General features: G+C 67.1%; 26 protein-coding genes. 12 read left to right on the forward strand and 14 right to left on the reverse strand.

What is annotated here, in order from left to right:
• Nucleotides 1-386: 386 nt before the first annotated feature.
• Both rpsO and AC3WLF_RS03560 read right to left on the reverse strand, forming a co-directional pair.
• Nucleotides 387-656 (reverse strand): 30S ribosomal protein S15, encoded by a 270-nt coding sequence (gene rpsO / locus AC3WLF_RS03555; RefSeq protein ID WP_010809136.1) that lies wholly within the window; start codon nt 654-656, stop codon nt 387-389.
• Nucleotides 657-829: 173 nt separating this feature from the next.
• Nucleotides 830-2,086, reverse strand: a complete 1,257-nt coding sequence (locus tag AC3WLF_RS03560; RefSeq protein WP_492357841.1) for a branched-chain amino acid ABC transporter substrate-binding protein — start codon at nt 2,084-2,086, stop codon at nt 830-832.
• 202 nt (nt 2,087-2,288) lie between these two features.
• Between AC3WLF_RS03560 and AC3WLF_RS03565 the strand changes: the two genes are divergently transcribed.
• On the forward strand, nt 2,289-2,816 hold the full coding sequence (locus AC3WLF_RS03565) for a hypothetical protein (protein WP_492357028.1): 528 nt from the start codon (nt 2,289-2,291) through the stop codon (nt 2,814-2,816).
• A 98-nt stretch (nt 2,817-2,914) separates the two neighbouring features.
• Here AC3WLF_RS03565 and AC3WLF_RS03570 read toward each other — a convergent pair whose 3' ends face one another.
• The 7 genes from AC3WLF_RS03570 to AC3WLF_RS03600 all read right to left on the reverse strand — a co-directional run bounded on the left by AC3WLF_RS03570 (nt 2,915) and on the right by AC3WLF_RS03600 (nt 10,636).
• Nucleotides 2,915-4,456: a 2-isopropylmalate synthase gene (locus AC3WLF_RS03570; protein WP_010809139.1), complete on the reverse strand. Its 1,542-nt coding sequence runs from the start codon at nt 4,454-4,456 to the stop codon at nt 2,915-2,917.
• A gap of 335 nt (nt 4,457-4,791) precedes the next feature.
• Nucleotides 4,792-5,295, reverse strand: a complete 504-nt coding sequence (gene lysM / locus AC3WLF_RS03575) for a peptidoglycan-binding protein LysM (RefSeq protein WP_010809140.1) — start codon at nt 5,293-5,295, stop codon at nt 4,792-4,794.
• Nucleotides 5,296-5,419: 124 nt separating this feature from the next.
• Entirely contained in the window at nt 5,420-6,319 is a 900-nt protein-coding gene (gene pssA, locus AC3WLF_RS03580) for a CDP-diacylglycerol--serine O-phosphatidyltransferase (protein WP_492320924.1), read from the reverse strand.
• A gap of 25 nt (nt 6,320-6,344) precedes the next feature.
• Nucleotides 6,345-6,995: a phosphatidylserine decarboxylase gene (locus AC3WLF_RS03585; protein ID WP_492320925.1), complete on the reverse strand. Its 651-nt coding sequence runs from the start codon at nt 6,993-6,995 to the stop codon at nt 6,345-6,347.
• Between the two features lie 246 nt (nt 6,996-7,241).
• Complete coding sequence (gene ilvC / locus AC3WLF_RS03590; protein WP_010809143.1) at nt 7,242-8,258, reverse strand: ketol-acid reductoisomerase; 1,017 nt, start codon at nt 8,256-8,258, stop codon at nt 7,242-7,244.
• 123 nt (nt 8,259-8,381) lie between these two features.
• A complete protein-coding gene (ilvN, locus tag AC3WLF_RS03595) occupies nt 8,382-8,873 on the reverse strand; it encodes an acetolactate synthase small subunit (RefSeq protein ID WP_010809144.1) in 492 nt (163 codons plus the stop codon).
• Nucleotides 8,873-10,636, reverse strand: a complete 1,764-nt coding sequence (locus tag AC3WLF_RS03600; RefSeq protein WP_492357842.1) for an acetolactate synthase 3 catalytic subunit — start codon at nt 10,634-10,636, stop codon at nt 8,873-8,875. The genes ilvN and AC3WLF_RS03600 overlap by 1 nt, the downstream gene beginning before the upstream one ends.
• A 378-nt stretch (nt 10,637-11,014) precedes the next feature.
• On the opposite strand from AC3WLF_RS03600, the gene AC3WLF_RS03605 reads away from it, so the two are divergent.
• From AC3WLF_RS03605 to AC3WLF_RS03650, 10 genes are all read left to right on the forward strand, one after another.
• Nucleotides 11,015-11,581 (forward strand): RNA polymerase sigma factor, encoded by a 567-nt coding sequence (locus AC3WLF_RS03605; RefSeq protein WP_492320927.1) that lies wholly within the window; start codon nt 11,015-11,017, stop codon nt 11,579-11,581.
• Complete coding sequence (locus AC3WLF_RS03610) at nt 11,578-12,009, forward strand: DUF3619 family protein (protein ID WP_492357843.1); 432 nt, start codon at nt 11,578-11,580, stop codon at nt 12,007-12,009. The genes AC3WLF_RS03605 and AC3WLF_RS03610 overlap by 4 nt, the downstream gene beginning before the upstream one ends.
• Nucleotide 12,010: 1 nt before the next feature.
• Nucleotides 12,011-12,790, forward strand: a complete 780-nt coding sequence (locus AC3WLF_RS03615) for a DUF3106 domain-containing protein (protein WP_492320929.1) — start codon at nt 12,011-12,013, stop codon at nt 12,788-12,790.
• A gap of 120 nt (nt 12,791-12,910) precedes the next feature.
• Nucleotides 12,911-13,447 carry an RDD family protein gene (locus tag AC3WLF_RS03620; RefSeq protein WP_492320930.1) on the forward strand — a complete coding sequence of 179 codons (537 nt, stop codon included), beginning with the start codon at nt 12,911-12,913 and terminating at the stop codon, nt 13,445-13,447.
• Nucleotides 13,444-14,424 (forward strand): esterase/lipase family protein, encoded by a 981-nt coding sequence (locus AC3WLF_RS03625; RefSeq protein ID WP_492357844.1) that lies wholly within the window; start codon nt 13,444-13,446, stop codon nt 14,422-14,424. Before AC3WLF_RS03620 ends, AC3WLF_RS03625 begins: the two co-directional genes overlap by 4 nt.
• A gap of 119 nt (nt 14,425-14,543) precedes the next feature.
• Entirely contained in the window at nt 14,544-15,518 is a 975-nt protein-coding gene (locus AC3WLF_RS03630; protein WP_492320932.1) for a UDP-2,3-diacylglucosamine diphosphatase, read from the forward strand.
• 61 nt (nt 15,519-15,579) lie between these two features.
• The gene (locus AC3WLF_RS03635) at nt 15,580-16,701 is read left to right on the forward strand and encodes a glycosyltransferase family 4 protein (protein WP_492320933.1); all 1,122 of its coding nucleotides are present in this window, start codon (nt 15,580-15,582) and stop codon (nt 16,699-16,701) included.
• A complete protein-coding gene (locus AC3WLF_RS03640) occupies nt 16,628-17,113 on the forward strand; it encodes a diacylglycerol kinase (protein WP_492320934.1) in 486 nt (161 codons plus the stop codon). The genes AC3WLF_RS03635 and AC3WLF_RS03640 overlap by 74 nt, the downstream gene beginning before the upstream one ends.
• Before the next feature lie 102 nt (nt 17,114-17,215).
• Nucleotides 17,216-17,917, forward strand: a complete 702-nt coding sequence (locus tag AC3WLF_RS03645) for a TetR/AcrR family transcriptional regulator (RefSeq protein WP_492320935.1) — start codon at nt 17,216-17,218, stop codon at nt 17,915-17,917.
• On the forward strand, nt 17,914-18,498 hold the full coding sequence (locus AC3WLF_RS03650; RefSeq protein WP_492320936.1) for an LOG family protein: 585 nt from the start codon (nt 17,914-17,916) through the stop codon (nt 18,496-18,498). The genes AC3WLF_RS03645 and AC3WLF_RS03650 overlap by 4 nt, the downstream gene beginning before the upstream one ends.
• 24 nt (nt 18,499-18,522) lie before the next feature.
• Here the strand turns inward: AC3WLF_RS03650 and AC3WLF_RS03655 are convergent, their stop codons facing one another.
• The 5 genes from AC3WLF_RS03655 to AC3WLF_RS03675 all read right to left on the reverse strand — a co-directional run bounded on the left by AC3WLF_RS03655 (nt 18,523) and on the right by AC3WLF_RS03675 (nt 24,109).
• Nucleotides 18,523-19,119 carry a DUF924 family protein gene (locus AC3WLF_RS03655; protein ID WP_492320937.1) on the reverse strand — a complete coding sequence of 199 codons (597 nt, stop codon included), beginning with the start codon at nt 19,117-19,119 and terminating at the stop codon, nt 18,523-18,525.
• Nucleotides 19,120-19,162: 43 nt separating this feature from the next.
• A complete protein-coding gene (locus tag AC3WLF_RS03660) occupies nt 19,163-19,579 on the reverse strand; it encodes a group II truncated hemoglobin (protein WP_010809157.1) in 417 nt (138 codons plus the stop codon).
• Between the two features lie 26 nt (nt 19,580-19,605).
• Nucleotides 19,606-22,212: an ABC transporter permease gene (locus AC3WLF_RS03665; protein WP_492353089.1), complete on the reverse strand. Its 2,607-nt coding sequence runs from the start codon at nt 22,210-22,212 to the stop codon at nt 19,606-19,608.
• Nucleotides 22,213-22,287: 75 nt separating this feature from the next.
• Complete coding sequence (locus AC3WLF_RS03670) at nt 22,288-22,890, reverse strand: DUF4126 domain-containing protein (protein ID WP_492320939.1); 603 nt, start codon at nt 22,888-22,890, stop codon at nt 22,288-22,290.
• A gap of 121 nt (nt 22,891-23,011) precedes the next feature.
• Entirely contained in the window at nt 23,012-24,109 is a 1,098-nt protein-coding gene (locus AC3WLF_RS03675) for a substrate-binding domain-containing protein (protein WP_492357845.1), read from the reverse strand.
• 144 nt (nt 24,110-24,253) lie between these two features.
• On the opposite strand from AC3WLF_RS03675, the gene AC3WLF_RS03680 reads away from it, so the two are divergent.
• On the forward strand, nt 24,254-25,087 hold the full coding sequence (locus AC3WLF_RS03680) for an ABC transporter substrate-binding protein (protein WP_492357846.1): 834 nt from the start codon (nt 24,254-24,256) through the stop codon (nt 25,085-25,087).
• Nucleotides 25,088-25,107: the final 20 nt, after the last annotated feature.

Consider the following 25,107-nt stretch of genomic DNA (forward strand, 5'->3'; position numbering starts at 1 on the left):
CTGCGTTCTCAGCCGCAGGCAAACTGCCGGGTCGCCGGTCGCAGTCGCAGGGAAGTGCTATGCCATTCCAGCGCGGCACCGGCGTTGCCGATGCCGTGCTGGAATGACACAAAGCCCTGTTTCTTTGGCCGGTCCGGGGTATTGAAAACAGAAAAAAGAACAACTTACTCCGTTGCGCAGCTTGCTGCAACGGGCGCCCGGTGAATCAGAATGTCCGCCGGGCGGCGTGAAGCGAAAATCACTCCATCATCTGCCTGCATCGCTGGACAAGGCGGATTCACCCCGCCAGAAATGCAAAATGCCTGCCCCAGCATTGCTGAAGCAGGCATCGAGGCCTCACGCGAAACCGTGCAAACCCTGGAATCGCGCTGCCATCGGGCGCAACCTTACTTGCGCAGGCCCAGCTTTTCGATCAGGGCGCGGTAACGGTCGGCGTCGTTGGACTTGAGGTAGTCCAGCAGGCGGCGACGGCGGCTCACCATGCGCAGCAGACCGCGGCGGCTGTGGTGATCCTTCATGTTGGCCTTGAAGTGCGGGGTCAGTTCGTTGATGCGGGTGGTCAGCAGGGCCACTTGCACTTCGGGGCTGCCAGTGTCGTTGGCGCCACGTGCGAACTGCTTGATGACTTCGGACTTGTTGATATCGGCAACTGCCATGATGATTTCCTTTCACTTGCGAACGCTACAGCGCGGGATGCGCCGCATGCGTCGTGCCATGTTTTGACTGGCTACCGCCGCCACCGGGCCAACGGCCAGGCAACGACAGCCGCGGATTATAGCCGAAAAGCCGCGGCAGGAATACCGGGCGGCCCGCGCAGGCGCGCTGGCGCTCAGGGGCGCTCCATCCGGCACGTGGTCGGCAGCGTGGTCTGCGCGGCCTTGAGCTTGCGCACGGTACGGAAGCCATAACCCGAGCCCTCGTTGTCGAAGCGCACTGCCCCGCCCTGGCGCTCCATCACGGACACGTACAGCGGCTGCAGCACCTGGTGGTCGTCGGCGCGCACGGTGGCCTCGTGGAACTGGTTGACGTAGCGCATGTTCTCGAGCGCGCGCGCCACCTTGACCGCATCGGTGAAACCGGCCTGCTCGATCGCGCGCGCCAGCATTTCCACCATCATCTGCATGCGCAGGTGCACGTAGTCGTCCTTCGGCTCCGGATAGCGCGCGCGGAACTGCTGGTAGAACGCGTCCGACGCCGCCCCGCCCACGTTCGGGTGCCACTCGGCCACCGCCAGCACGCGGCCCACGCCGGCATCGCCCATCGCCGCGGGCGCGCCCAGGCCATTGCCGTAGAAGGTGTAGAACTTGGCCTGCAGGCCGCCTTCGCGCGCGGCCTTGACCATCAGCGTCAGGTCGTTGCCCCAGTTGCCGGTGATGACCGCGTCCGCCCCGCTCGCCTTGATCTTGGCGATATAGGGCGCAAAGTCCTTGATCTTGCCGATCGGGTGGAACTCGTCGCCCACGATCTGGATGTCCGGCCGGCGCGCCGCCAGCATCTCGCGCGCCGAGCGCGACACCTGGTGGCCGAAGCTGTAGTCCTGGTCGATCAGGTAGACGCGGCGCACGGCCTGGTCCTGGCGGATCACCTCGGTCAGCGCCTGCATGCGCATATCGGCGCTGGCGTCAAAGCGGAAATGCCAGAAGCTGCAGTTCTCGTTGGTCAGGCTGGGATCGACCGCCGAGTAATTCAGGAACAGCGCGCGCGCGTCGGGCTGGCGCGCATTGTGGCGGTTGATGGCCGACACCAGCGCGCCGGCCACGGCCGAGCTGTTGCCCTGCAGGACAAAGGGAATGCGCTTGTCGGTCAGGGCCCGCAACTGGATCAGGCTCTCGTCGACATTGCCCTTGCTGTCAAAGGTGACCAGCTCCATGGGCCGCGCACCCTCTGCGGTCTTCACGCCGCCGCGCGCATTGATGCGCTCGATCGCCAGGCGCAGGTTGCGCGTCACGGCTTCGCCTGCGTTGGCAAACGGGCCGGACAACCCGTCGATCATGCCCAGCCGGATCGGCTCTTGAGCTGACGCGCCCGCCGCGGCCGCCAGCAACAACCCGCCCAGCCATCCACGCCACCGTCCCGCAACCTTCATGTTCTCTCCCGGAAAGCGCAGGATAGTACGGCAGCGACCGGTTGCGGGCAAATGCCACCGGGCCCGATCATTGGTGCCGTTTCCGCGAGGAAAGCGCCAGGTTGCGCGAAGATCCACCGAAAAGCAGCGCCCGGCGCACACAAGCGCGGAGGCCGCACTACACTTGCGGTATTCACCATCCACGCATTGACCGAGGTTCGCCATGAATTCTGTCATCGCCAACGGCGCGCGCCGGCTCATGCTGGCGCTGGGCGCCGCCATGCTGTCTGCCTGCACCACGCTGATGCCGGTACCGGAAGGCACCAAGCTGGTGGGCCAGCCGCAGGCCGCAGTACAGGCCGCGTTCGGGCCGCCCACCGATGTGTTCCAGCTGCGCGACGGTACCTCGCGCTGGATCTACACCAAGCAGCCGCTAGGCCAGTACGCCTATGGCGCCGACTTCGACCGCAACGGCAACCTGACCCGCTTCAGCAATGTGCTGTCCACGCTGGAACTGTACAAGGCGCAGGTCGGCACCTGGACCAGGCAGGATGTGGCCGAGCATTTCGGCATGACGCGCCTGCCGGTCGAGTACTACCCACTGATGCGGCGCGAGGTCTGGTCCTACCGCTTCCGCCATGAAGACGTGTGGCCGTCGCTGTACCACTTCTATTTCGACGACGCCGGCATCCTGCGCCAGACCCAGATCACGCCCGACCCGATGTACGACCCCGACGAGCGCCGCCGCTGAGCCATGAAAAAAGCCCGCCATCCCCGGGTCGGGAATGGCGGGCCTGGTCCGGACGCTCAGGCCGGGTAAGCCTTCCGCCGTCTACGCAGGGGCCTCGGTCAGATCTGCGGATTGATCTTCTGCACAGCCTTGTCGTGCAGCTTGTTCAGCGCTGCCAGGTAAGCCTTGGCCGAGGCCGCGACGATATCCGGGTCGGTGCCCACGCCGTTGACGATGCGGCCGGCCTTGGACAGGCGCACGGTGACTTCGCCCTGGGCCTCGGTGCCGCCGGTGATGGCATTCACCGAATAGAGCACCATCTCTGCGCCGCTGGACACGCGTGATTCAATCGCATGCAGGGTGGCGTCGACCGGGCCGTTGCCCTCGCCCTCGCCGCTCTGCTCCTGGCCGTCCATGCTGAACACCACGCGCGCATGCGGGCGCTCACCGGTCTCGGAGCGCTGCGACAGCGAGATAAAGCGGAAGTGCTCGTTGGCATCGTGCTGGGCCTCGTTCGAGACGATGGCGACGATGTCCTCGTCGAAGATCTCGGCCTTCTGGTCGGCCAGTTCCTTGAAGCGGGTGAAGGCGGCGTTGACTTCGGTCTCGCTCTCGAGCTCGATGCCCAGTTCCTGCAGGCGCTGCTTGAAGGCGTTGCGGCCCGACAGCTTGCCCAGCACGATCTTGTTGGCGCTCCAGCCCACATCCTCCGCGCGCATGATCTCGTAGGTGTCGCGCGCCTTGAGCACGCCATCCTGGTGGATGCCCGAGGCATGCGCGAAGGCATTGGCGCCCACCACGGCCTTGTTCGGCTGCACCACGAAACCGGTGATCTGCGACACCAGCTTCGAGGCCGGCACGATCTGCGTGGTATCCACGCCGATATCGAGGTCGAAATAGTCGCGGCGGGTCTTCACCGCCATCACCACTTCTTCCAGGCTGGTGTTGCCGGCGCGCTCGCCCAGGCCGTTGATGGTGCATTCGATCTGGCGCGCGCCGGCCATCTTGACGGCGGCCAGCGAGTTGGCCACGGCCATGCCCAGGTCGTTGTGGCAGTGCACCGACCAGATCGCCTTGTCCGAGTTGGGAATGCGCTCGCGCACCGAGCGGATCAGCTCGGCGTAGCCTTCCGGCACGGCATAGCCCACGGTATCCGGCAGGTTGATGGTGGTCGCCCCCTCGGCGATCACGCCTTCCAGCACGCGGCACAGGAAGTCCATGTCCGAGCGGCTGCCGTCTTCCGGCGAGAACTCGATATCGTCGGTGAACTGGCGCGCAAAGCGCACCGCCAGGCGGGCCTGCTGGTACACCTCGTCCGGCGTCATGCGCAGCTTCTTCTCCATGTGCAGCGCGGAGGTGGCGATGAAGGTGTGGATGCGGAACGAGTTGGCCGGCTTGAGCGCCTCGGCGGCGCGGGCAATGTCCTTGTCGTTGGCTCGGGCCAGCGAGCAGATGGTCGAGTCCTTGACCACCTGCGCGATCGAGCGGATGGCCTCGAAGTCGCCGTTGGAGCTCGCCGCGAAACCGGCCTCGATCACATCGACCTTCAGGCGTTCCAGCTGGCGTGCGATGCGGATCTTTTCCTCGCGGGTCATCGAGGCGCCGGGCGACTGCTCGCCGTCACGCAAGGTGGTGTCGAAAATGATGAGTTTGTCAGACATTTTGTGGAGCTCCTGATTGCTTGTCGTGTGCTGTCCCCGGCATGCTGCGTCCGGGGCCTACCGCCTGTTCCGCGCTCCACGGCTGTGGAATGCAAAACGCCCCGGCGTGCATGGAGCAGGCCGGGGCGTTGGAAAAATTCCTTGCGGATGTCGCGCTAAGGGGTAAGTCCGTCCTTAGCGCGCGCGCGTCCCGACCTGATGGCCTAGTAGGCCACCTAGGGTGGTGCGGGCGATTAGGACTTGGCGCGAAATCATGCCAGCGACTATAGCCGAGTTGGCGCGCCCGTGCAATACAGGGTTTAGCCCATATTGCCCGGACGCGCCAGCGGCACGGATCAGCCCTTGGGCGGAATGCGCAGCTTCTGGCCCGGGTAGATCTTGTCCGGGTGGCTCAGCATCGGCTTGTTGGCCTCGAAGATCTTGTTGTACTCGGCACCGTTGCCGTAAGCAGCCTGGGAGATCGCCCACAGCGTGTCGCCCTTGACCACGGTATGCCAGCTCGATTCCGCGGATTCGACGTTGACCGACATCTTGTCCTCGACCTTGTCCACGCCCTCGACGTTGCCGGCGCACAGGATGATCTTCTCGCGCGTGGCCTGGTCCGGTGCCACGCCGAACACCGTGACCAGCCCCTGCGAGCCGTCCACCTGCACCATCAGCCCGGTGGCATCCAGGCCCATCTTCCTGATGTAGCCCTCGATCGCATCGCCCGCGGCGCGATTGGCGGCATCGACCTTCTCCGCCGACGCATCCGCCGCGGCGGCCTCTTGCGCGGCCTTGGCCTCGCCCGTGCCGAACAGCTTTTCTCCCGCTTCCTTGATGAAGTCGAACATGCCCATGACATCCTCCTGACGGTGAGTGGAAAACACTGCAGAGTGCCACGCCTCGATGGCCGCGGCATGAAAACAATTGTGAATCCGGAAATGCATGAAGGGCGCCTGAGCGCCCTTCTGCCTGAAGCGTCTATGAAGCCTTGGCGCCGTTCTCGCGCTGCTTCTTCTCGATGGCCGGCTTGCCGTGCATCGCCCGCCAGGCCCATAGCACATAGCCCGAGATCGCATAGGCCACGAACAGGCCGAACAGCGCCACCGGCGGATCGGTGGACACCACCACGAACAGCACCAGGACCAGCACCATCATGCCGAACGGCACGCGGTAGCGAACGTCAAGCGCCTTGCCGCTGTAGAACGGCGCGTTGGACACCATCGACAGGCCGGCGTACAGCGTGATGCCGAACGCCACCCACGGCATCCACAGCTCCTTGACCGGCAGCTTGTTGTCGATCACCAGCCAGACGAAGCCCGCGACCAGCGCGGCGGCGGCCGGGCTGGGCAGGCCTTGGAAGAAGCGCTTGTCTACCACGCCGATGTTGGCGTTGAAGCGCGCCAGGCGCAGCGCCGCGCAGGTGCAGTAGACAAAGGCTGCGATCCACCCCCACTTGCCCAGGTCATGCAGGATCCACTCATACATCACCAGCGCCGGCGCAACCCCGAAAGAGGTCATGTCCGACAGCGAGTCATACTGCTCGCCAAACGCACTCTGCGTATTGGTGATGCGCGCCACGCGCCCGTCCATGCCGTCCAGCACCATCGCCGCGAAGATGGCAATGGCCGCCGCATCGAAGCGCATGTTCATGGCCTGGACGATGGCGAAGAAACCCGCGAACAGCGCCGCGGTGGTGAACGCGTTGGGCAGCAGGTAGATGCCGCGCCGGCGCGGACGCTGGTAGACGATGTCGTGGTCGTCGGCGGTTTCGTCGTCGAAGTCATCGTCGGCGCCGCGCAGCTGGTTATGGCGGAACGGCCGCAGGTGGGTCACGTTGCCGCTGCTGCTGCGCTTGTTACGTCGATGGAAGGCAACCATCACAGTCCTCCGGTCAGGCTGTCGCTCACTTCACGTCGAGTTCGGCGAGGATGGTCGACGAGGCCGATACCTTCTCGCCGATGGTCACGCGCGGGCGCGCATCGAGCGGCAGGTAGACGTCCACGCGCGAGCCGAAGCGGATAAAGCCGTAGCGCTGGCCGCGCGCGAGGTTGTCGCCCACCTTGGTGTAGCACAGGATGCGGCGGGCCACCAGGCCGGCCACCTGCACCAGCGTCACCAGCTGGCCGTCCGCAGCGCGCCGGATCAGCACGGCATTGCGCTCGTTCTCGACCGAGGCCTTGTCCATGTCGGCGTTGACGAACTTGCCGGGGAAATATTCGACCTTCTCGACCGCGCCGTCGACCGAGACCCGGTTCGAGTGCACGTTGAAGACGTTCATGAAGACGCTGATCTTCAGCGCCTCGCGGCCGGCGTACGGGTCCTGGGTCTTTTCGACCACGACGATGCGGCCGTCCGCTGGGGCCAGCACGGCGTTGGGTTGCGACGGGATCGGGCGCGGCGGATCGCGGAAGAACTGGAGCACGAATACCGTGATGATCCACAACGGCAACGCCCACCAGAAGCCCGCGCTGGCGTGCACCAGCAGCGAGATGACAAAGGCGCCGGCCAGGAACGGCCAGCCTTCACGGGCGATCAGCGGATGAGGGTAGTTCATGCAGTACAGGTGTCGGTGGATACAAGACCATGGCAAGGCGGCGCGGCGGCGGCGATAGCCACCATCGGGCGGCGCCCCCGTGGTCGCGGAGCAGGATAATGCACGCCTTGCCCAAAGTCTGACAAGCATAACAAAAAGCCGTTCAGGTCCCGCGACTCCCCTCTGATAATAGAAGGGCGTGGCACGGAACGCTGAACGGCTTCGGCCCGCCGCCGTGCGGCGCGGGCCATCAGACAGCGATGCAGCTTAGTTCTTCGACTGGTCGACCATCTTGTTCTTGGCGATCCACGGCATCATCGCGCGCAGCTTGGCACCCACTTCCTCGATCTGGTGCTCGGCCGTCAGGCGGCGGCGCGAGATCAGCGTCGGGGCGCCGGCCTTGTTCTCCAGCAGGAAGCTCTTGGCGTACTCGCCGGTCTGGATGTCGGTCAGGCACTGCTTCATCGCCTTCTTGGTCTCTTCGGTCACCACGCGCGGGCCAGTGACGTACTCACCATATTCCGCGTTGTTGGAGATCGAGTAGTTCATGTTGGCGATGCCGCCTTCGTAGATCAGGTCGACGATCAGCTTCAGTTCATGCAGGCACTCGAAGTAGGCCATTTCCGGCGCGTAGCCGGCTTCCACCAGGGTTTCGAAGCCAGCCTTGATCAGCTCGACGGTACCGCCGCACAGCACGGCCTGCTCGCCGAACAGGTCGGTTTCGGTTTCTTCGCGGAAGTTGGTCTCGATGATGCCGGCACGGCCGCCGCCGTTGGCGGTGGCGTACGACAGCGCGATGTCACGGGCGGCGCCGGACTTGTTCTGGTGCACGGCGATCAGGTGCGGCACGCCGCCACCTTGCGTGTACGTGGCGCGCACGGTGTGGCCCGGGGCCTTCGGCGCGATCATGATCACGTCCAGGTCGGCGCGCGGGATCACGGCACCGTAGTGCACGTTGAAGCCGTGGGCGAAGGCCAGCGCCGCGCCTTCCTTGATGTTGTCGTGCACTTCGTTCTTGTACACGTCGGCGATCTGCTCGTCCGGCAGCAGGATCATGACCACGTCGGCACCCTTGACGGCCTCGGCCACTTCCTTCACTTGCAGGCCGGCGTTGGCAGCCTTGTTCCACGACGCGCCGCTCTTGCGCAGGCCGACCGTCACATTGACGCCCGAATCCTTCAGGTTCAGCGCGTGGGCATGGCCCTGCGAGCCATAGCCGATGATGGTGACGTTCTTGCCCTTGATCAGGGAGAGGTCGGCGTCCTTGTCGTAAAACACTTTCATGATGATTCCTTCAATCTCTGTCTTTTGTATGAGGGGGGCGGCATCCTCGGACGCATCGTGTGCGTCCGGATCGCGCCGCCCCGGGGATGCTGCGTGAAGCCGTATGGGTGAGCCGGGGCCCGGTCAGACCTTCAGGATGCGCTCGCCGCGGCCGATGCCCGAGCCGCCGGTACGGACGGTCTCGAGGATGGCGGTGCGGTCGATGGCGTCCAGGAACGCATCGAGCTTGACGCCGTTGCCGGTCAGCTCGATGGTGTAGGTCTTCTCGGTGACATCGATGATGCGGCCGCGGAAGATGTCGGCGGTGCGCTTCATTTCCTCGCGCTCCTTGCCCACCGCGCGCACCTTGACGAGCATCAGCTCGCGTTCGATGTGCGCGCCTTCGGTCAGGTCGACCACCTTGACCACTTCCACCAGGCGGTTCAGGTGCTTGGTGATCTGCTCGATCACATCATCCGAGCCGGAGGTGACAATGGTCATGCGCGACAGCGAGGCATCCTCGGTGGGTGCCACGGTCAGCGTCTCGATGTTATAGCCGCGGGCCGAGAACAGGCCCACCACGCGCGACAGCGCGCCCGGTTCGTTTTCCAGCAGGACCGAAATGATGTGACGCATTACAGGTCCTCCGCGCCGAGCAGCATTTCGGAAATGCCCTTGCCCGCCTGGACCATCGGCCAGACGTTTTCGGTGGGATCGGTCTGGAAGTCCAGGAACACGGTACGGTCCTTCAGGCGGAACGCCTCGCGCAGCGCCGGCTCGACGTCCGACGTCTTCTCGACGCGCATGCCGACGTGCCCGTAGGCCTCGGCCAGCTTGACGAAATCGGGCAGCGCGTCCATGTAGGAGTGCGAGTAGCGATTGTCGTACTCGATTTCCTGCCACTGGCGCACCATGCCCAGGTAGCCATTGTTGAGCGAGCAGATCTTCACCGGGGTGTCGTACTGCAAGCAGGTCGACAGTTCCTGGATGCACATCTGGATCGAGCCTTCACCGGTGATGGTGACGACTTCCTTCTCCGGGAACGCCTTCTTGATGCCCATCGCGTACGGCAGGCCCACGCCCATCGTGCCCAGGCCGCCGGAATTGATCCAGCGGCGCGGCTCGTCGAACTTGTAGAACTGCGCGGCCCACATCTGGTGCTGGCCGACGTCGGAGCAGATGAAGGCATCGCCCTTGGTCAGTTCCCAGATCTTTTCCACCACGTACTGCGGCTTGATGATCTCGGAGCTGCGGTCGTACTTCAGGCAGTCCACCGAACGCCATTGCTCGATCTGCTCCCACCATTTGGCGAGCGCTTCGCGCTTGGGCTTGATGTCGCTGGCCTTGAGCTGGGCGATCAGTTCCTGCAGCACGTCCTTGACGTTGCCGACGATGGGGATGTCGACCTTGACGCGCTTGGAGATCGACGACGGATCGATGTCGATATGGATGATCTTGCGCGCCTGCGAGGTGAAGTGCGCCGGGTTGCCGATCACGCGGTCGTCGAAGCGGGCACCGATGGCGATCAGCACGTCGCAGTTCTGCATGGCCATGTTGGCTTCATACGTGCCGTGCATGCCGAGCATGCCGACGAACTGCTTGCTGGTGCCGGGGAACGCGCCCAGGCCCATCAGCGTGTTGGTCACCGGGTGGCCGGTCAGCGCCGCCAGCTGGCGCAGCTCGTCGCTGGCATTGGCCAGCACCACGCCGCCGCCGGTGTAGATATACGGACGCTCGGCACCTTGCAGCAGGGCCACGGCCTTGCGGATCTGGCCCGAGTGGCCCTTGTTCACCGGGTTGTACGAGCGCATGTCGATCGACTTGGGGTACTCGTACTTGCAGGCATTGCGCGAGACATCCTTGGGGATGTCCACCACCACCGGGCCCGGACGGCCGGTCGCGGCAATGAAGAACGCCTTCTTGATGGTCGAGGCGAGATCACGCACGTCCTTCACCAGGAAGTTGTGCTTGACGATCGGGCGGGTAATGCCGACGGTGTCGCACTCCTGGAAGGCGTCCTGGCCAATGGCGTGGGTCGGCACGTTGCCGGTGATCACCACCATCGGGATCGAGTCGAGGTACGCGGTGGCAATGCCGGTGACGGCATTGGTCACGCCGGGACCGGAGGTCACCAGCGCCACGCCCACCTTGCCGGTTGCCCGTGCATAGCCGTCTGCGGCATGGACCGCGGCCTGCTCGTGGCGCACCAGGATGTGCTCGAACTTGGTTTGCTTGTGGAGCTCGTCGTAGATATACAGCACTGCGCCGCCGGGGTAGCCCCAGACGTACTCGACGCCTTCTTCGGCAAGTGCGTGAACGAGAATTTCCGCCCCGATCATTTCGGGTGCGGCAGATGAATTGCTGTCTGCGTGGGAGAATTCCGCGCTGGGCATGTTCATTTCAGTCCTTTGCAATTTTCGGCAAAAAATTGTTTGGATGCTCTCTGCCGGGCTTGTGGCTCGGGTTCAAGCGGTGCGCGTCTGCATGGAAGACCGCCTCATAAGCGGCCGGATGAGACAACCACTGATGTCGTGTGAACCGACGATGATACTGCAATGCACCAGCGCGGTCTACGGTTGTTTTTGCCCTGCGCATGAGGGATTTTCCCGAGTGCGGCGGATCTTTTGCGCGCCGCAATGTATTTGCAGCAATACAAAGTGGTACAGGGGGTCGTTTTTTTGCTAGCATCGCAGCACCTCGAATGTGCCACGGGCCGTACGCAGCACATTCACCAGAACCGGGCATTTGTCCCGCAGCAACGAGCCGCAACCGCCTGAATGGCCACCGACCAGGAACTGTCCGATTTTCTTGCCAGCGTCGAGCGCCGCGCCTTCAAGCAGGCCGTATTTGCGGTCCGCGACGACGACGCCGCGCTGGACATTGTCCAGGACGCCATGATCAAGCTGGCCGAGAAGTACGGAGACAAAGACGCCGCCGAGCTGGCGCCGCTGTTCCAGCGCATCCTGCAGAACACCATCCACGACTGGTTCCGCCGCCAGAAGGTGCGCAACACCTGGGTCTCGCTGTTTTCCAGCCTGCGCGACGACCGCGAAGGCGACGACAATGACCTGCTTGAGACGCTGGAGGCACAGGCTGGCTCTGCATCGGCCGAAAGCAGCGCCGACAAGGTCGAGCGCGCCCAGGTCATGCACATCATCGAGCAGGAAATCCAGCGCCTGCCGACGCGTCAACGCGAGGCATTCCTGATGCGTTACTGGGAAGATATGGACGTCGCCGAAACCGCCGCCGTAATGGGGTGCTCCGAAGGCAGCGTCAAGACGCACTGTTCCCGTGCCACGCATACACTTGCGCAGGCCCTGCGCGCACGGGGGGTCCGACTATGAGCAGAAACGAAAAAGAAATCCGCGAACGCCGGTTTGCGCAAGAGATTCGGGCGGCACTTGATGCCGGCACCGACGACCTGCCGGCCGACATCACCGAACGGCTCGCCGCTGCGCGCCGGATGGCGGTCGCCCGCAAGAAGGCCGAGGCGCCCGTGCTGGTCCCGCAACTGGCCATGTCCGGCACGCACGTCCCGCTGTTTGATGAAGACAGCTCCCCGCTGCACCGCGCCGGCGCCTGGCTGCGCCGCCTTGGCCTGATCTGGACGCTGGTGGCGCTGGCCGCCGGCCTGATCGGCATCTATCACTGGCAGGAGCAGAAGCGCATCGAGGAACTGGCCGATATCGACGCCGCCATGCTGCTCGACGATCTGCCGCCCACGGCCTACGCCGACGAGGGCTTCCACGTATTCCTGAAGCGCGGGCAATAGCATGGCGCGCGCAATATTCCACCCCGACGCCTTGCGCCGCCGGCTGGCCGCGCTGCTGGCCGGTGCCGGCGCAGCCGCCTGCTGGGGCCTGCTGCCGCCCGCGGCGCATGCCCAGGGGGCTTCGGCGGTGACAGCGCCTGCGGCCGCGCAGGCAACCAATGCCCGGCCGGCCTGGGCCGATCTGAGCCCGGTCAACCAGCGCATCCTGGCCCCGCTGCAGCCGCTGTGGGACAGCCTGCCGGAACTGAACCGCCACAAATGGCTGCGCATCGCCGAGCGCTACCCCAAGTTCTCCCCGGCCGAGCAGGCCCGGCTGCAGGCTCGCATGGCGGAATGGGTCAAGATGACCCCGCAGCAACGCCGGCTGGCGCGCGAGAACTACCAGATCACCCGCTCGCTGCCGGCCGAGAAAAAGGCCGAGGCCTGGGACAAGTACCAGCAGCTGCCTGAAGAGCAGAAAAAGAAGCTGGCCGCCACCGACCATGTGCCGCGCCGCCCCGGCGCTGTCAGCGCGCTGCCCAGCGGCAAGCGCCTGCCCAGCGACACCAGCCGCCAGTTCCACCGCGAGCCGAAAGCGGCCAGCGCCGCAGCGGGTCGCAGTGGCCACGCTGCCGGCATGCCCGCCAGCGAAGCCCAGGCGCAACCGGCCTCCGCGCCCGCGGCCGTGACCGCCGCCGCGGCGCCGGCTGCTTCGGCACCGGCAGCGCTCGCCGCACCGGCATCCGCAGCCGAGGCCGCCACCGAAGCGGCCGCGGCTTCCGACGCCACCGTGCGCCAGTAATCCCCACGTCATTTGGCATAATGGCCGTCTCACGCCGGCCAGCGCAGCAAGGCCGGCCCCGACTGACCCGCGCCGGCACCGCCATGCCCCCGTGCGCCAGCCCAGCCTTCTTCGCCTTCCATGCCCGCTGCCACCCTCGATCCCAACCCCGCCGCAGCCGCCCGCCCCGCCGCCCCGCCCTTGCGCCGACGCATCGCCTGCATGCTCTATGAGGGCGTGCTGCTGTTCGGCGTGCTGAGCGCCTCGACCGCTGCCTACCTGCTGGTGCAACCGCTGCTGCAGAAGCTTGGCGTGGACGGGCCGCTCGTGATCCAGGTGTGGAGCTTCCTGGTGATGGGCCTGTATTTCACCTGGTTCTGGCAACGCAACGGCCAGACCCTGGCCATGCAGACCTGGCGCATGCGCGTCGAGAACGCCGCCGGCGTGCCGCCGCGCTGGCCGCAGGCGGCGCTGCGCTACGTGCTGGCATGGCTGTGGCTGCCGCCATCGGCGGCAGTCGGCCATATGCTGGGGCTGGTCAAGGGGCCGTTCGTAGCGGTGCTGTGCGCCGGCCTGCTGGTCTGGGTCCTGCTGGCGTGGCTGGATCCGCGCCGCCAGTTCCTGCACGACCGCCTGGCCGGCACGCGGCTGACCGACCTGCGCCCGCCCAAGCCATGAGCCTGTCGGCCGCCGGCATCCGCCGCCTTGCGGTGACCTTGCAGGCGGCCGCCGCGCTGGGCATCGCCACCGGGCTGGTGCAACTGGCCGGCTGGCCATGGCCCGGCGCGGTCGCCGCCGGCGTGGCGGCCATCCTCGGCAGCTTCGCCAGCGGCATTGCCTTCGCCTTCGCCCTGAGCGGGCGCGGCCTGTGGGTCGGGCGCGGCAATCACCCGCCCGCACCACCGCTTGAACTCGCCGCCACGCGCCGGCCGCTGCGCCTGCCTGAGGCGTTGCGCTGCTTTGCGGCCGAGTGCGTGGCCGTGCTGCGCATGTTCGACTGGCTGCAGCCGTTCCGCGCGCACGCTCCTTATGCCGCACCGCTTGACGCCCTGCCTGGCCGCGACGCCCCGCCGGTGCTGCTGGTGCACGGCTACGCCTGCGGGCAGGCCATCTGGCTCGACATGCAGCCGGCACTGGCCGCCGCCGGCTACCGCTGCGAGGGGATCGAGCTCAAGCCGGTGTTCGGCGACATCGACGACTACGCCCGCACGCTGCTGGCCGCCATGCGGCGCATCACAGCCGAGGCCGGACGCCCGCCGCTGCTGGTCTGCCACAGCATGGGCGGGCTGGCCGCGCGCGCCGCGCTGCAGCTGGCGGGCGACGAAGACGTCTGCGCCGGCGTGGTGACGCTGGGCAGCCCCCACCACGGCAGCGCGCTGGCGCGCTTTGGCGGCGGCCCCAATGCGCGCCAGATGCGTTGCGGCAGCCCCTGGCTGCGCGCGCTCGCCGCCGCGGAAACCCCGCGCCGCCGCGCGCGCATGATCTCGATCTTCAGCTGGCATGACTCGATCGCCGGGCCGCCTTGCACCGGCTGGCTCGACGGCGCCGGGCATATTGCGCTGGCCGGCATCGGTCATGTCACGCTGCTGCGCCATCCCGCCGCGGTGCGTGCGGTGCTGGACGCACTGGCCGAGCTGTCCGCCCGCGGGCACTGACACCTGCGCCAGCCAGGACTGTTCCACTTCCGCCACGATTCATATGTCAGTCATGTTTCCGTCACGGCACCGTCATCGCGGGCTGGCTGAATGCAGCCATCGCCGCAACCGGGACAGCCATGGTGCAAGCAATCCGATCTGCCCGCGGGTATTTGTCGAAGACCGCGCAACTGACGCAATGGCTGCGCCGCAGCCCTGACAGCGACAGCGCCGCGCCGCTGACCGCCTTCATGGCGCCGGCCCTGGATGCCGCGCTGGCGCCCCAGCGCGAACAGCAGCAGACCTACCCGCCCGAGCCGCACCCGATCCAGCGCTACCGCGCCATCTGGCTGTCGGACATCCACCTGGGCACGCCCGGCTGCCAGGCCAACTACCTGCTGGACTTCCTCAAGCACAACGAGTCCGACCAGCTCTACCTGGTCGGCGACATCATCGACGGCTGGCAGCTGCGCCGCGGCTGGTACTGGCCGCAAAGCCACAACGACGTGGTGCAGAAGCTGCTGCGCAAGGCGCGCAAGGGCACTGAAGTGATCTACGTTCCCGGCAACCACGACGAGGCCGCGCGCCAGTTCGACGGGATGGCCTTTGGCGACATCACCGTGCGCGAAGAAGCCGTGCACGTCACCGCCACCGGGCGCCGGCTGTGGGTGGTGCACGGCGACCTGTTCGACGGCGTGGTGCAGCACGCGCGCTGGCTGGCCTACCTCGGCGATTCGCTGTACACGGTGATCCTGGCGCTGAACCGCCACTTCAACCGGCTGCGCGCGCGCCTGGGCTTCCCCTACTGGTCGCTGTCGCAGTTCCTCAAGCACCAGGTCAAGAACGCGGTCAACTACATCGGCGCCTTCGAGAGCGCGATGGTCGATGAAGCGCGCCGCCGCGGCTGCGATGGCGTGGTCTGCGGCCATATCCACAAGGCCGAGATCCGCGAGGTCAATGGCCAGCTCTACTGCAACGACGGCGACTGGGTCGAAAGCCTGTCGGCACTGGTCGAGACCATGGAAGGCGAGCTGAAGATCGTCTACTGGACCACGCTGCTGGACGCGCCGGCCCCGGCCACGCGCCGCCGTCGCCGCGCCGCCGTGGCGGGCTGATCCCGGCCTGCCACCGTTTGCCCCAACCGCATTGCCCTTCCACCGCGCCCGAGGAGGCTGCATGAAGATCCTGATCGTCACCGATGCCTGGGAACCGCAGGTCAACGGCGTGGTGCGCACGCTCAAGTCCACGCGCCGCGAACTCGAGGCCATGGGCCACACGGTCGACATGATCACGCCGCTGGAATTCCGCACCGTGCCGTGCCCGACCTACCCCGAGATCCGCCTGTCGCTGTTCCCGGCGGCGCGCGTGCAGCGCCGCATCGAGGCCTTCGCTCCGGATGCCCTGCATATCGCCACCGAAGGGCCGCTGGGCCTGGCCGCGCGGCGCCACGCGCTCCGCCGCCGGCTGCCCTTCACCACGGCCTATCACACGCGCTTTCCGGAATACGTGCAGGCACGCTTCGGCATCCCGCTGGCGTGGACGTACCGCTTCCTGCGCTGGTTCCACGGCCCGGCCCAGGCGGTGATGGCGCCCACCCCGGTGGTGCTTGACGACCTGCGGCACTATGGCATCACCAACGCCGTGCTGTGGACGCGCGGCGTGGACCTGGACGTGTTCACGCTGCAGCGCCCCAACGTGCTCAACACCGCCCACCCGATCTTCCTGTACGTGGGCCGCGTGGCGGTGGAAAAGAACGTCGAGGCCTTCCTGGCGCTGGACCTGCCCGGCTCCAAGTGGGTGGTCGGCGACGGCCCGGCGCTGCCGGCGCTGCGCGCGCGCTATCCGGGCGCCAACTACCTGGGCGTGCTGAGCCAGCCCGAGCTGGCCCGGGTGTATGCTTCGGCTGATGTGTTCGTGTTCCCGAGCCGCACCGACACCTTCGGGCTGGTGCTGCTGGAAGCGCTGGCCAGCGGGCTGCCCGTGGCCGCCTATCCGGTCACCGGCCCGATCGATGTGCTGGGCGACAGCCCCGCCGGCGCGATGCACGAAGACCTGCGCGAAGCCTGCCTGGAAGCGCTGCGCATCGACCGCGCCACGGCCCGTGCCCACGCCGAGCGGTTCTCGTGGCGCGCCGCCTCCGAGCAGTTCCTGGCCCATCTTCGGCCGTTCGCTGCCGGCAAGCCAGGCCGCGACAGCGCAGCGGCCCAACCCGCCCCGCAAAACCATGTCCAAACCCCATCCGGAACTGCCGTCCGACCCGCCTCTGCAGAGGCCGCCGCAGGCAATCCAGAGCGCTGACTATTCGATCGAGCAGAACCCCCACAAGGGCAACCGCGGCCTGACGCGCGCCTGGCATGCGGCCATCAATTCGCTGTCGGGGCTGCGCTATGCGGTGCTCGAGGAAAGCGCGTTCCGCCAGGAGCTGACGCTGGTGGTAATCCTGGCGCCGTGGGCATTCCTGCTGCCGGTGGACGTGGTCGAGCGCATCCTGCTGCTGGGCACGCTGCTGGTGGTGCTGATCGTCGAGTTGCTCAATTCCAGCGTCGAGGCGGCGATCGACCGCATTTCGCTGGAGCGGCACAGCCTGTCCAAGCGCGCCAAGGATTTCGGCAGCGCCGCGGTAATGCTGGCGCTGGTGCTGTGCGGCGGCACCTGGGTCGCCATCGCCGGGCCGCACGTGGTGCGCTGGGTGCGGGCGCTGGCGGGCTGATCCGTCACTCGCCGGGGATGCCGGATGGGGTGGCCGGGCCGATTGCTTATAATCGCTAGCCTGCCCCCCGATTTACCGATCGCACCGATCGCCCGGACGCCCATGGAACCGAAACCGCAAACCGGCCCCCGCCGCACCAGGGACCGCATCCTCGACGTCTCGCTGCGCCTGTTCAACGAAGTCGGCGAACCCAACGTCACCACCACGACGATTGCGGAAGCCATGGAGATCAGCCCCGGCAATCTCTACTACCACTTCCGCAACAAGGACGACATCATCAACTCCATCTTCGTGCGCTTCGAGCAGGAGATGGAGCGGCGCCTGAAGATGCCGGACGACCACAAGGCCACGCTGAACGAAAGCTGGGGCTACCTGCAGTACATGTCCGAGTTCCTGTGGAACTACCGCTTCCTGTACCGCGACATCAACGACCTGCTGGCGCGCAACCGGATGCTGGAGACCAACTTCAAGCGCATCGTCGAGCAGAAGAAGCGCTTTGCGCACGAGATCTGCCGCCAGTTCATCGACGACGGCGAAATGGAAGCCACGCCCGAGCAGGTCGAGGCCATCTGCACCAACATGGTGGTGATCGCCACCTACTGGCTGTCGTTCCAGTTCGTGCAGCATCCGCGCCAGTACAACGACCCCGAGCAGATCCGCGGCTACCTGCACGGATCGAGCTACCACATCTTCTCGATCCTGGCGCCCTACCTGCGCGGCCGGGCCCGGGACGCATTCGACCAGCTGGCGCGCGACTACGCGGCAGCCAAGGCCGCAGCCGACGCGGCAAAGGAAGCAAAGTGAAATCGGTCTGCGTGTATTGCGGCTCCAGCCCCGGCAACCGTCCTGAATACGCCGAAGGCGCGCGCCTGCTCGGCCGCACCCTGGCCGAAAGCGGCCTGGCGCTGGTGTACGGCGGTGGCAAGGTGGGCCTGATGGGCATCGTCGCCGACGCCGTGATGGAACATGGCGGCAACGCCATCGGCATCATCCCCGACGCGCTGATGCAGAAGGAAGTCGGCCACCGCGGCCTGACCGAGCTGCACGTGGTGCGCAACATGCACGAGCGCAAGCAGATGATGGCGGATCGTGCCGACGCCTTTATCGCCATGCCGGGCGGCGTGGGTACCTTCGAAGAACTGTTCGAGACCTTCACCTGGCTGCAGCTGGGCTACCACGACAAGCCGGTGGGCCTGCTGAATGTCGGCGGGTTCTACGACGGCCTGCTGGGTTTCCTTGCGCACGCGGTGCAGGAAGGCTTCATGAAGCAGGTGCATGCCGACCTGCTGCATGTGGCAGACACGCCCGCCGGCCTGCTGGGCCAGCTGGCGGCCGCGCCGCGCGTGCGGGTCGACAAGTGGCAACAGGCGCGCGACAAGACCTGAGCGCGCCCCTGCTGCCGGCCTGGTTCAGAACGACGAGCCCGGCTGCCGCAGGAACGCCAGTTCCTGCTCGGTGCTCTGCCTGCCCAGCACCGCATTGCGGTGCGGGAAGCGGCCGAAGCGCGCGATGATCGCGCGGTGCTTCCCGGCCCACTCCACCACATCCACCACCCCGCCGCTGGCCTCGCGCAGCTGCGTCATCAGGCGCACCGCCTCGTCCTGGTCCTCCAGCGCCTCGGAATGCTCGAACGGCATGTAGCAGAACATGCGGTGGTAGTCCGTCGGCAGCTTGCGGTCCATGCCGGTGGCGACGATGCGCCTGGCCAGTGCCAGCGCCAGCGCATCGCTGCCGAAGCTGCGCGGATCGTTGCGGAACATGTTGCGCGGGAACTGGTCCAGCAGCACCACGCGCGCGCAGGCGCCCTCTGGCGTGACCGACCAGTCGTCCGGTGCCCCGTCGCAGGCGACCTGCCAGTCGGACAGGAAGTTGGTGCGGATCTGCGCATCGAAGGCGTCCGACTTGGTGAACCATTGCGGGCGCTCGGTATTCCAGGCGGCCGACCCGGGCTGGCCGAACCAGAAATCGAGCAGACGCAGGGCGTCTTCAGGCAGTTGGTCTGTCATGGGCTGGGAAACATTTCGGTTGAAAGAAGGGAGCAGCGGCGCCTCAGCGCGCCACGTTGCGCATCCAGTCGGCGGTCTGGAAGAAGGCCTGCATCAGGCGCAACTGCAGGTCTTCGGACAGGCCGATGTCCTGCATTGCCAGCGCCATGCAGCGCATCCACTGGTCGCGCTCGCTCACGCCGATCTCGAACGGCATATGGCGCGCGCGCAGGCGCGGATGGCCGAAGCGCTCGATAAAGTGGTTGGGGCCGCCCAGCCAGCCGCACAGGAACCAGAACAGCTTGTCGCGCGAGCCCTCCAGCGAGGGCGGGTGCAGCGCACGCAGTCCGGCGAACTGGGTCTCCAGGTCCATCAGGTCGTAGAAGCGGTCGACCAGCTCGCGCACGCGCGCTTCGCCGCCCACCAGTTCAAATGCGGTCACCTCGGCCGTGCCGGGCTTGTCGTTGGATTCAGTACTCATCACACACTCAGTCTGCGCAGGCTGCCTCAGGCATCACGCAAGGTCGCCAGCGCGGGCTGGCGCAGCACTTCGCGCAGGCCCAGCCAGCCGCCGGCAAAAGCGCACAGCATGCCAGAAACCACGCCCACCGGCACGATCCAGGCATTGAAGCGGTACGGGAAATCGAAGACGAACTGCGACAGGCCCCAGCCCACCGCGATCGCGCCAAGGCTGGCCAGGAATCCGGCCAGGCCGCCCACCACCAGGAACTCGGCGTACTGGGTCTGGCGCACCAGCGCGGCCGAAGCGCCCAGCGCCTTGAGCAGGCCGGCGTCGCGCATGCGCTCGTCGCGCGCGCCGGACAGCGCCGCGTACAGCACGGTGACGCCCGCGGCCAGCGTAAATACAAAGAGGAACTCCACCGCCGCGATCACCTGGTCCAGGATGTCCTGGATCTGGCGCAGGATCAGGTCGGTATTGACCACGGTGATGTTGGGGAAGGCCGCGATCAGCCGGTTGCCCAGCGCCGTGCTGGCGGGCGGCAGGTGGAACGACGTGATGTAGGTCTCGGGCAGCCCCTGCATCGCCTGCGGCGGCAGGATCACGAAGAAATTGACGCGCATCGAGCCCCAGTCCAGCTTGCGCAGCGAGGTCACGCGGGCCTGCACCGCCTGGCCGGCCACGTCAAAGCGCAGCGTGTCGCCCAGCCGGATGCCCAGCGTCTTGGCGATGCCCTCTTCCACCGAGGCGCCGGCGTCCGGGCCGTTGGACCAGCGCCCGGCAATCACGCGGTTGCCCTCGGGCAGCGCATCGGTATAGGACAGGTTGAATTCGCGCTCGACCAGGTTGCGCGCGCGCCCGTCCTCGAAGCTGTCGCCGCGGATGGCGCGCTCGCCGATATGGGTCAGGCGCCCGCGCACCATCGGGTAGAGCAGGTCGTTGATGCCGGCGCCGGCCAGCATCTGGCGCAGCGGCTCGCGCTGGTCCGGCTGGATATTGATGATGAAGCGGTTGGGCGCGTCGGCCGGCGTGGCCTGGCGCCAGGAATCGACCAGGTCGTTGCGGGTCATGCCGAGCAGCAGCAGCGCCATCAGCCCCACCGCCAGCGCCACGGTCTGCAGCACCGTGACCGCGCGGCGGCGTTCCAGCACCGCCAGCGCAAAGCGCCAGCCCATCGCCGCGCGCCCGCGCAGGCGCCCCCGCAGCAGGCGCGACAGCAGCGTCAGCAGCGCCAGCGCCAGCACCGCGAAGACCACGCCCGCGGCGACAAAGCCGCCCGCCGTGGTCAGCCCCAGCCGCAGGTCGCGCGCCGCCACCAGCAGCAGCGCGACAAAGGCGCCCAGGCCCAGCGCATAGGCCACCCAGGCCGACACCGGCGGCAGCCCGATATCGCGGCGCAGCACCCGCAGCGGCGCCACCCGTGTCAGCGCCAGCAGCGGCGGCAGCGCGAACCCGGCCAGCAGCACCAGCCCGGCCAGCACGCCCACCAGCGCCGGCAGCAGCGACGGCTGCGGCAGCGACACCCGCAGCAGCCCGCCCAGCGACAGCAGCAGGCCATAGTGCGCCAGGTACCCGAGCAGCACCCCGGCGAGCGCGCCCGCGGCCCCCACCAGCAGGAACTCCAGGCCGAAGGCGCGCAGGATCTGCCCGCGCGACAGCCCCAGGCACTTGTAGACCGCGCAGGCATCGGTGTGGCGCTGCATATAGCGGCGCGCCGACATGGCGATGGCCACCGCCGCGATCATCGACGACAGCACCGCCACCAGCGACAGGAAGCGCTCGGCGCGGTCCAGCGTGGCACGCATCTGCGGCTGGCCCGACTCCAGCGACTCGACCCGCGTATTGCGCAGCTTGCGGCGTCCGATCTCGTCCTGCGCCCATTTCTGGAAGGCAGCGCCCGCGGCGTCGGGGCCGGCCACCAGCAGCCGGTAGGTCACGCGGCTGCCCCAGCCGATCAGCCCGGTGCTGTCCAGGTCCGACAGCGGCATCAGCACGCGCGGCGCGAAGTTCATGAAGCCGGTGCCGCGATCAAGCTCCTGCGTGATGATGCGTTCGATGCGGAAGCTGCGGCTGCCCAGTTGCAGGGTGTCGCCCACGGCAACCCCCAGGGCGCCCAGCAGCGCCTCGTCGACCCATACCGTGCCCGGCGCGGGAATGCCTTCGGCGGGCGCATCCGGCGCCCCCGCCGCACTGGCTACCTTGAGCTTGCCCCGCAGCGGATAGCCGTCGGTCACCGCCTTGAGCGCGGCCAGCTGGCTGGGCGCGTCGCCGCCGGCCGGCGCCTTGCCGTTGGCAGTAGCCATGCTCGGGAAGGTGACGGTCTGGGCCACGGCCAGCCCCGCCGCTTGCGCACGCTGCGCGAAGGCGGCATCGAAAGGCTGGTCAGCCACCAGCAGTACGTCGGACGCGATCATCTGGCGTGCGTCGCGCTCCAGCCCCAGCCGCATGCGGTCGGCCATGAAGCCCACGCTGGTCAGCGCAGCCACGGCAAGCACCAGCGCAAACAGCAGCAGGTAGAGCTCGCCGGCCAGCCAGTCGCGCCGGGCCATGCGCAGCGCCTGGTGCCAGGCGGAGAAGCGGCCGCCATGCGCGGGACGCGTGCCGGCGGGGTTGGCGGCCGTGGCCGGGGCTTCGATGGCGGACTCGGGAGGCATCGGTTGGTTGGTTCTTGGTTTCTGGCGGCGGCGCGCCTCGGGTCAGTCGAAAAAAAAGCGGAAATGGCCGGGAAGCTAGCGAGGTGTGCCAGGCCGCTCAGACCTGCCGCGCAGGCTCGCATGCAGCCGGCGCACGCCGCGCCACAATTTCGGCAGCAGCCACACCGACACCAGCAGGAAGACCACCAGCAAGACCAGGAACACCACCGGCAGGAAAAACGCCAGCAGCAGGCTGCCGGTCGCGGTCAGGTCTTCAGTGAATGAGGCCGTCCAATTGGAGAACGGTTCCGGCGACACATTGATCAGCGCGCGCGTGCCCGCCTTGACCGCATGCGCGGTGCCGGCCAGCGTGCCGCCGATCAGCCCTGCCGCCACCATCCACTGCGGATCCAGCTGGCCGAAGGCGGCGGCGGCCAGGATCGCGCCGGCGGGGATCCGGATAAAGGTATGGATGCCGTCCCAGACGGTATCGAACGCGGGCACCTTGTCGGCGACGAATTCGGCCACGGCCAGCACGGCGGCCACGCCGATGACCCACCAGGATTCCAGCGGCTGCAGCCCGGGCGGCAGGTCCAGCCAGCCCAGGCGCGCCAGCACGCCGGCGGCCAGCACCGCAAGGTAGAGGCGAAAGCCGCTGGCCCAGGACATGCCCGCGGCCAGCGCGGCGGTTTCCAGCATGGCGCTCCTTGCAAGGGTCTGGCGCAAGCCGATGCAAACCGCGGTGCGCCTGGCAGGGAGTGTAATACGGACCGGGCCGCGCAGCCGCGCGCCCGTCGGCGTCATGCCGCCTGGCTGGCCCTCAGTTGTCTTCCTTGCCGCCCGGCCCGAACCACGGCAACGCCTCCTGCGGCGTCAGGATACCGGCCGGCTCGGCCATGGTGTAGCCGGGCAGCGCCTCGATGCGCCGGGCAAAGGCCGGATCAGCCAGCAGGGCCAGCAGCGCTGCCATCCAGCCGGCGGTCTGGTCGTTCTTGCGCAGCGCCAGGTAGTAGGCCTCGCGCGTCAGCGGCACAAAGGCGAGCCCGTGGGCCTCGGCATTCATGCGCAGCCCGAAGCCCACCTGCGCGCGGCCGCCGTGCACGGCCTCGGCCACCTTCTCGTTGCTGAACTCGGTCTCCTCGTAGCCGGTGATCTGGTCCGGGTACAGCCCCTGCGCGGCCAGCAGCTGGTCGAACAGCATGCGCGTGCCCGAACTGCGCTGCCGGTTGACGAAGCGCGCCTGGGTGCGCGCCAGGTCGCGCAGGTCATGCACCTCGCGCGCCACCTCCGGCGCCAGGATCAGGCCCTGCTCGCGCCAGGCCAGCCGCAGCAGCCGCACCGCGGCCGGCCGCAGCCACTTGCGCAGCGTCACATGCGCGACCGAGCCCGCGGTCTGCACCGGCGAGACATAGAAGCCGGCCAGTTCCGACTGCCGCTCCTGCAGGCAGATCAGCCCCTCCACGCTGCCGCAGAACACCGTGTCGAGCTGCAGCGAGGTTCTTGCCTCGCCCAGCGCGGCGGCCAGCACCTCCACCGCCGGGTCATGGCTGCCGGTGAAATGCACCTGCGACTGCGGCTGCTGGGCATCGTCCAGCTCGGCAACGAAGTCGGCCATGGCCTTCTGCACCACCGGGTCGACCGATTCGCGCAGGCGCAGCTCGGCGCGCAGCAGGCGTTCGCCAAAGCGGGTCAGCGAGGCACCGCGGCCGCGCTCCATATCGAGCACGCTGCGCCCGAGCATTTCCTCCCAGGCCCGCATCACGCCCCAGGCATGGCGGTACGACAAGCCGATCTCGCGCGCGGCGCGGTGCAGCGAGCCGGTCTCGCGCACGGCCTTGAGCAGTTGGAAGACCTTGCCGTTGGCGCGCGGATTGTCGTCGGGCGCGATCACGGGGAACAGGTCAAAGCGGAAGGTCATATGTCATCCGCAGCATATTTACTTGTCGATCTCGGCTGGACCACAATGAATACCCCATTCTTATGTTCTTTTGCCGCATTCTCCATGAGATCGAAAGGCAAAAGCAATTATGTCTGAAAAAACATAATACAAAGGAGCCACCGCATGTCGCCTCGCCTTGCCCAACGCCTGCGCCGCCCAGCGCGCCATCTCGTTGCGATTGCCTGCGCAGGCCTGCTGTCGGCGGCCCATGGCGGGGAACTGAAGCTGGCCACCACCACCAGCACCGAGAACTCGGGCCTGCTGAAATACCTGCTGCCGCGCTTCGAGCAAAAGGCAGGCGTCACCGTCAAGGTGATCGCGGTCGGCTCGGGCAAGGCCATGAAGATGGGCGAGATGGGCGACGTCGACGTGCTGCTGGTGCATGCGCGCAAGATGGAAGACGCCTTTGTCGCGGCCGGCTACGGCGTGAACCGCCGCGACGTGATGTACAACGACTTCATCGTGGTCGGCCCGGCCAGCGACCCGGCAGGCGTCAAGGGCGGCAAGGACGTGCTGGCGGGGTTCCGCAAGCTCGCCGGCAGCGGCAGCAAGTTCATCTCGCGCGGCGACAACTCCGGCACCGACGTGATGGAGAAGGACTACTGGAAGCAGCTCGGCATCGAGCCCAAGGGCCAGCCGTGGTATGTCAACGCCGGCCTGGGCATGGGCGAGGTGCTGACGATGGCCGCGCAGATGCCGGCCTATACGCTGTCGGACCGCGCCACCTACGGCGCCTATCGCGCCAAGACCGGCCTGGCCATCGCCATCGAAGGCGATCCGAAGATGTTCAACCCGTACGGCATCATCGCGGTCAACCCCGCCAGGCATGCGGGTATCAACCACACGGATGCGATCAAGCTGGTGGAGTGGATCACGTCAAAGGAAGGACAGGACGCGATTGCCAGGTACCAGGTGGAAGGCGAGCAGCTGTTCTTCCCGAGCTACAAGGCAAAGTAGGCTCCTCGCCTGCTGCCCCG

The sequence above is a fragment of the Cupriavidus sp. FW306-01-F10A genome, assembly GCF_058782785.1.

Excerpts from the sequence above, each read along its gene's own strand:
- AC3WLF_RS03615 (WP_492320929.1), top strand. The coding sequence starts at position 12,011 with ATGGCGCGCGCAATATTCCACCCCGACGCCTTGCGCCGCCGGCTGGCC.
- rpsO (WP_010809136.1), bottom strand. The coding sequence starts at position 656 with ATGGCAGTTGCCGATATCAACAAGTCCGAAGTCATCAAGCAGTTCGCA.
- AC3WLF_RS03665 (WP_492353089.1), bottom strand. The coding sequence starts at position 22,212 with ATGCCTCCCGAGTCCGCCATCGAAGCCCCGGCCACGGCCGCCAACCCC.
- AC3WLF_RS03645 (WP_492320935.1), top strand. The coding sequence starts at position 17,216 with ATGGAACCGAAACCGCAAACCGGCCCCCGCCGCACCAGGGACCGCATC.
- AC3WLF_RS03560 (WP_492357841.1), bottom strand. The coding sequence starts at position 2,086 with ATGAAGGTTGCGGGACGGTGGCGTGGATGGCTGGGCGGGTTGTTGCTG.
- AC3WLF_RS03605 (WP_492320927.1), top strand. The coding sequence starts at position 11,015 with ATGGCCACCGACCAGGAACTGTCCGATTTTCTTGCCAGCGTCGAGCGC.
- AC3WLF_RS03640 (WP_492320934.1), top strand. The coding sequence starts at position 16,628 with ATGTCCAAACCCCATCCGGAACTGCCGTCCGACCCGCCTCTGCAGAGG.
- AC3WLF_RS03610 (WP_492357843.1), top strand. The coding sequence starts at position 11,578 with ATGAGCAGAAACGAAAAAGAAATCCGCGAACGCCGGTTTGCGCAAGAG.
- ilvC (WP_010809143.1), bottom strand. The coding sequence starts at position 8,258 with ATGAAAGTGTTTTACGACAAGGACGCCGACCTCTCCCTGATCAAGGGC.
- AC3WLF_RS03670 (WP_492320939.1), bottom strand. The coding sequence starts at position 22,890 with ATGCTGGAAACCGCCGCGCTGGCCGCGGGCATGTCCTGGGCCAGCGGC.
- pssA (WP_492320924.1), bottom strand. The coding sequence starts at position 6,319 with ATGGTTGCCTTCCATCGACGTAACAAGCGCAGCAGCAGCGGCAACGTG.
- lysM (WP_010809140.1), bottom strand. The coding sequence starts at position 5,295 with ATGGGCATGTTCGACTTCATCAAGGAAGCGGGAGAAAAGCTGTTCGGC.
- AC3WLF_RS03660 (WP_010809157.1), bottom strand. The coding sequence starts at position 19,579 with ATGAGTACTGAATCCAACGACAAGCCCGGCACGGCCGAGGTGACCGCA.
- AC3WLF_RS03585 (WP_492320925.1), bottom strand. The coding sequence starts at position 6,995 with ATGAACTACCCTCATCCGCTGATCGCCCGTGAAGGCTGGCCGTTCCTG.
- AC3WLF_RS03635 (WP_492320933.1), top strand. The coding sequence starts at position 15,580 with ATGAAGATCCTGATCGTCACCGATGCCTGGGAACCGCAGGTCAACGGC.
- AC3WLF_RS03625 (WP_492357844.1), top strand. The coding sequence starts at position 13,444 with ATGAGCCTGTCGGCCGCCGGCATCCGCCGCCTTGCGGTGACCTTGCAG.
- AC3WLF_RS03680 (WP_492357846.1), top strand. The coding sequence starts at position 24,254 with ATGTCGCCTCGCCTTGCCCAACGCCTGCGCCGCCCAGCGCGCCATCTC.
- AC3WLF_RS03630 (WP_492320932.1), top strand. The coding sequence starts at position 14,544 with ATGGTGCAAGCAATCCGATCTGCCCGCGGGTATTTGTCGAAGACCGCG.
- AC3WLF_RS03565 (WP_492357028.1), top strand. The coding sequence starts at position 2,289 with ATGAATTCTGTCATCGCCAACGGCGCGCGCCGGCTCATGCTGGCGCTG.
- AC3WLF_RS03620 (WP_492320930.1), top strand. The coding sequence starts at position 12,911 with ATGCCCGCTGCCACCCTCGATCCCAACCCCGCCGCAGCCGCCCGCCCC.
- AC3WLF_RS03570 (WP_010809139.1), bottom strand. The coding sequence starts at position 4,456 with ATGTCTGACAAACTCATCATTTTCGACACCACCTTGCGTGACGGCGAG.
- ilvN (WP_010809144.1), bottom strand. The coding sequence starts at position 8,873 with ATGCGTCACATCATTTCGGTCCTGCTGGAAAACGAACCGGGCGCGCTG.
- AC3WLF_RS03600 (WP_492357842.1), bottom strand. The coding sequence starts at position 10,636 with ATGAACATGCCCAGCGCGGAATTCTCCCACGCAGACAGCAATTCATCT.
- AC3WLF_RS03655 (WP_492320937.1), bottom strand. The coding sequence starts at position 19,119 with ATGACAGACCAACTGCCTGAAGACGCCCTGCGTCTGCTCGATTTCTGG.
- AC3WLF_RS03675 (WP_492357845.1), bottom strand. The coding sequence starts at position 24,109 with ATGACCTTCCGCTTTGACCTGTTCCCCGTGATCGCGCCCGACGACAAT.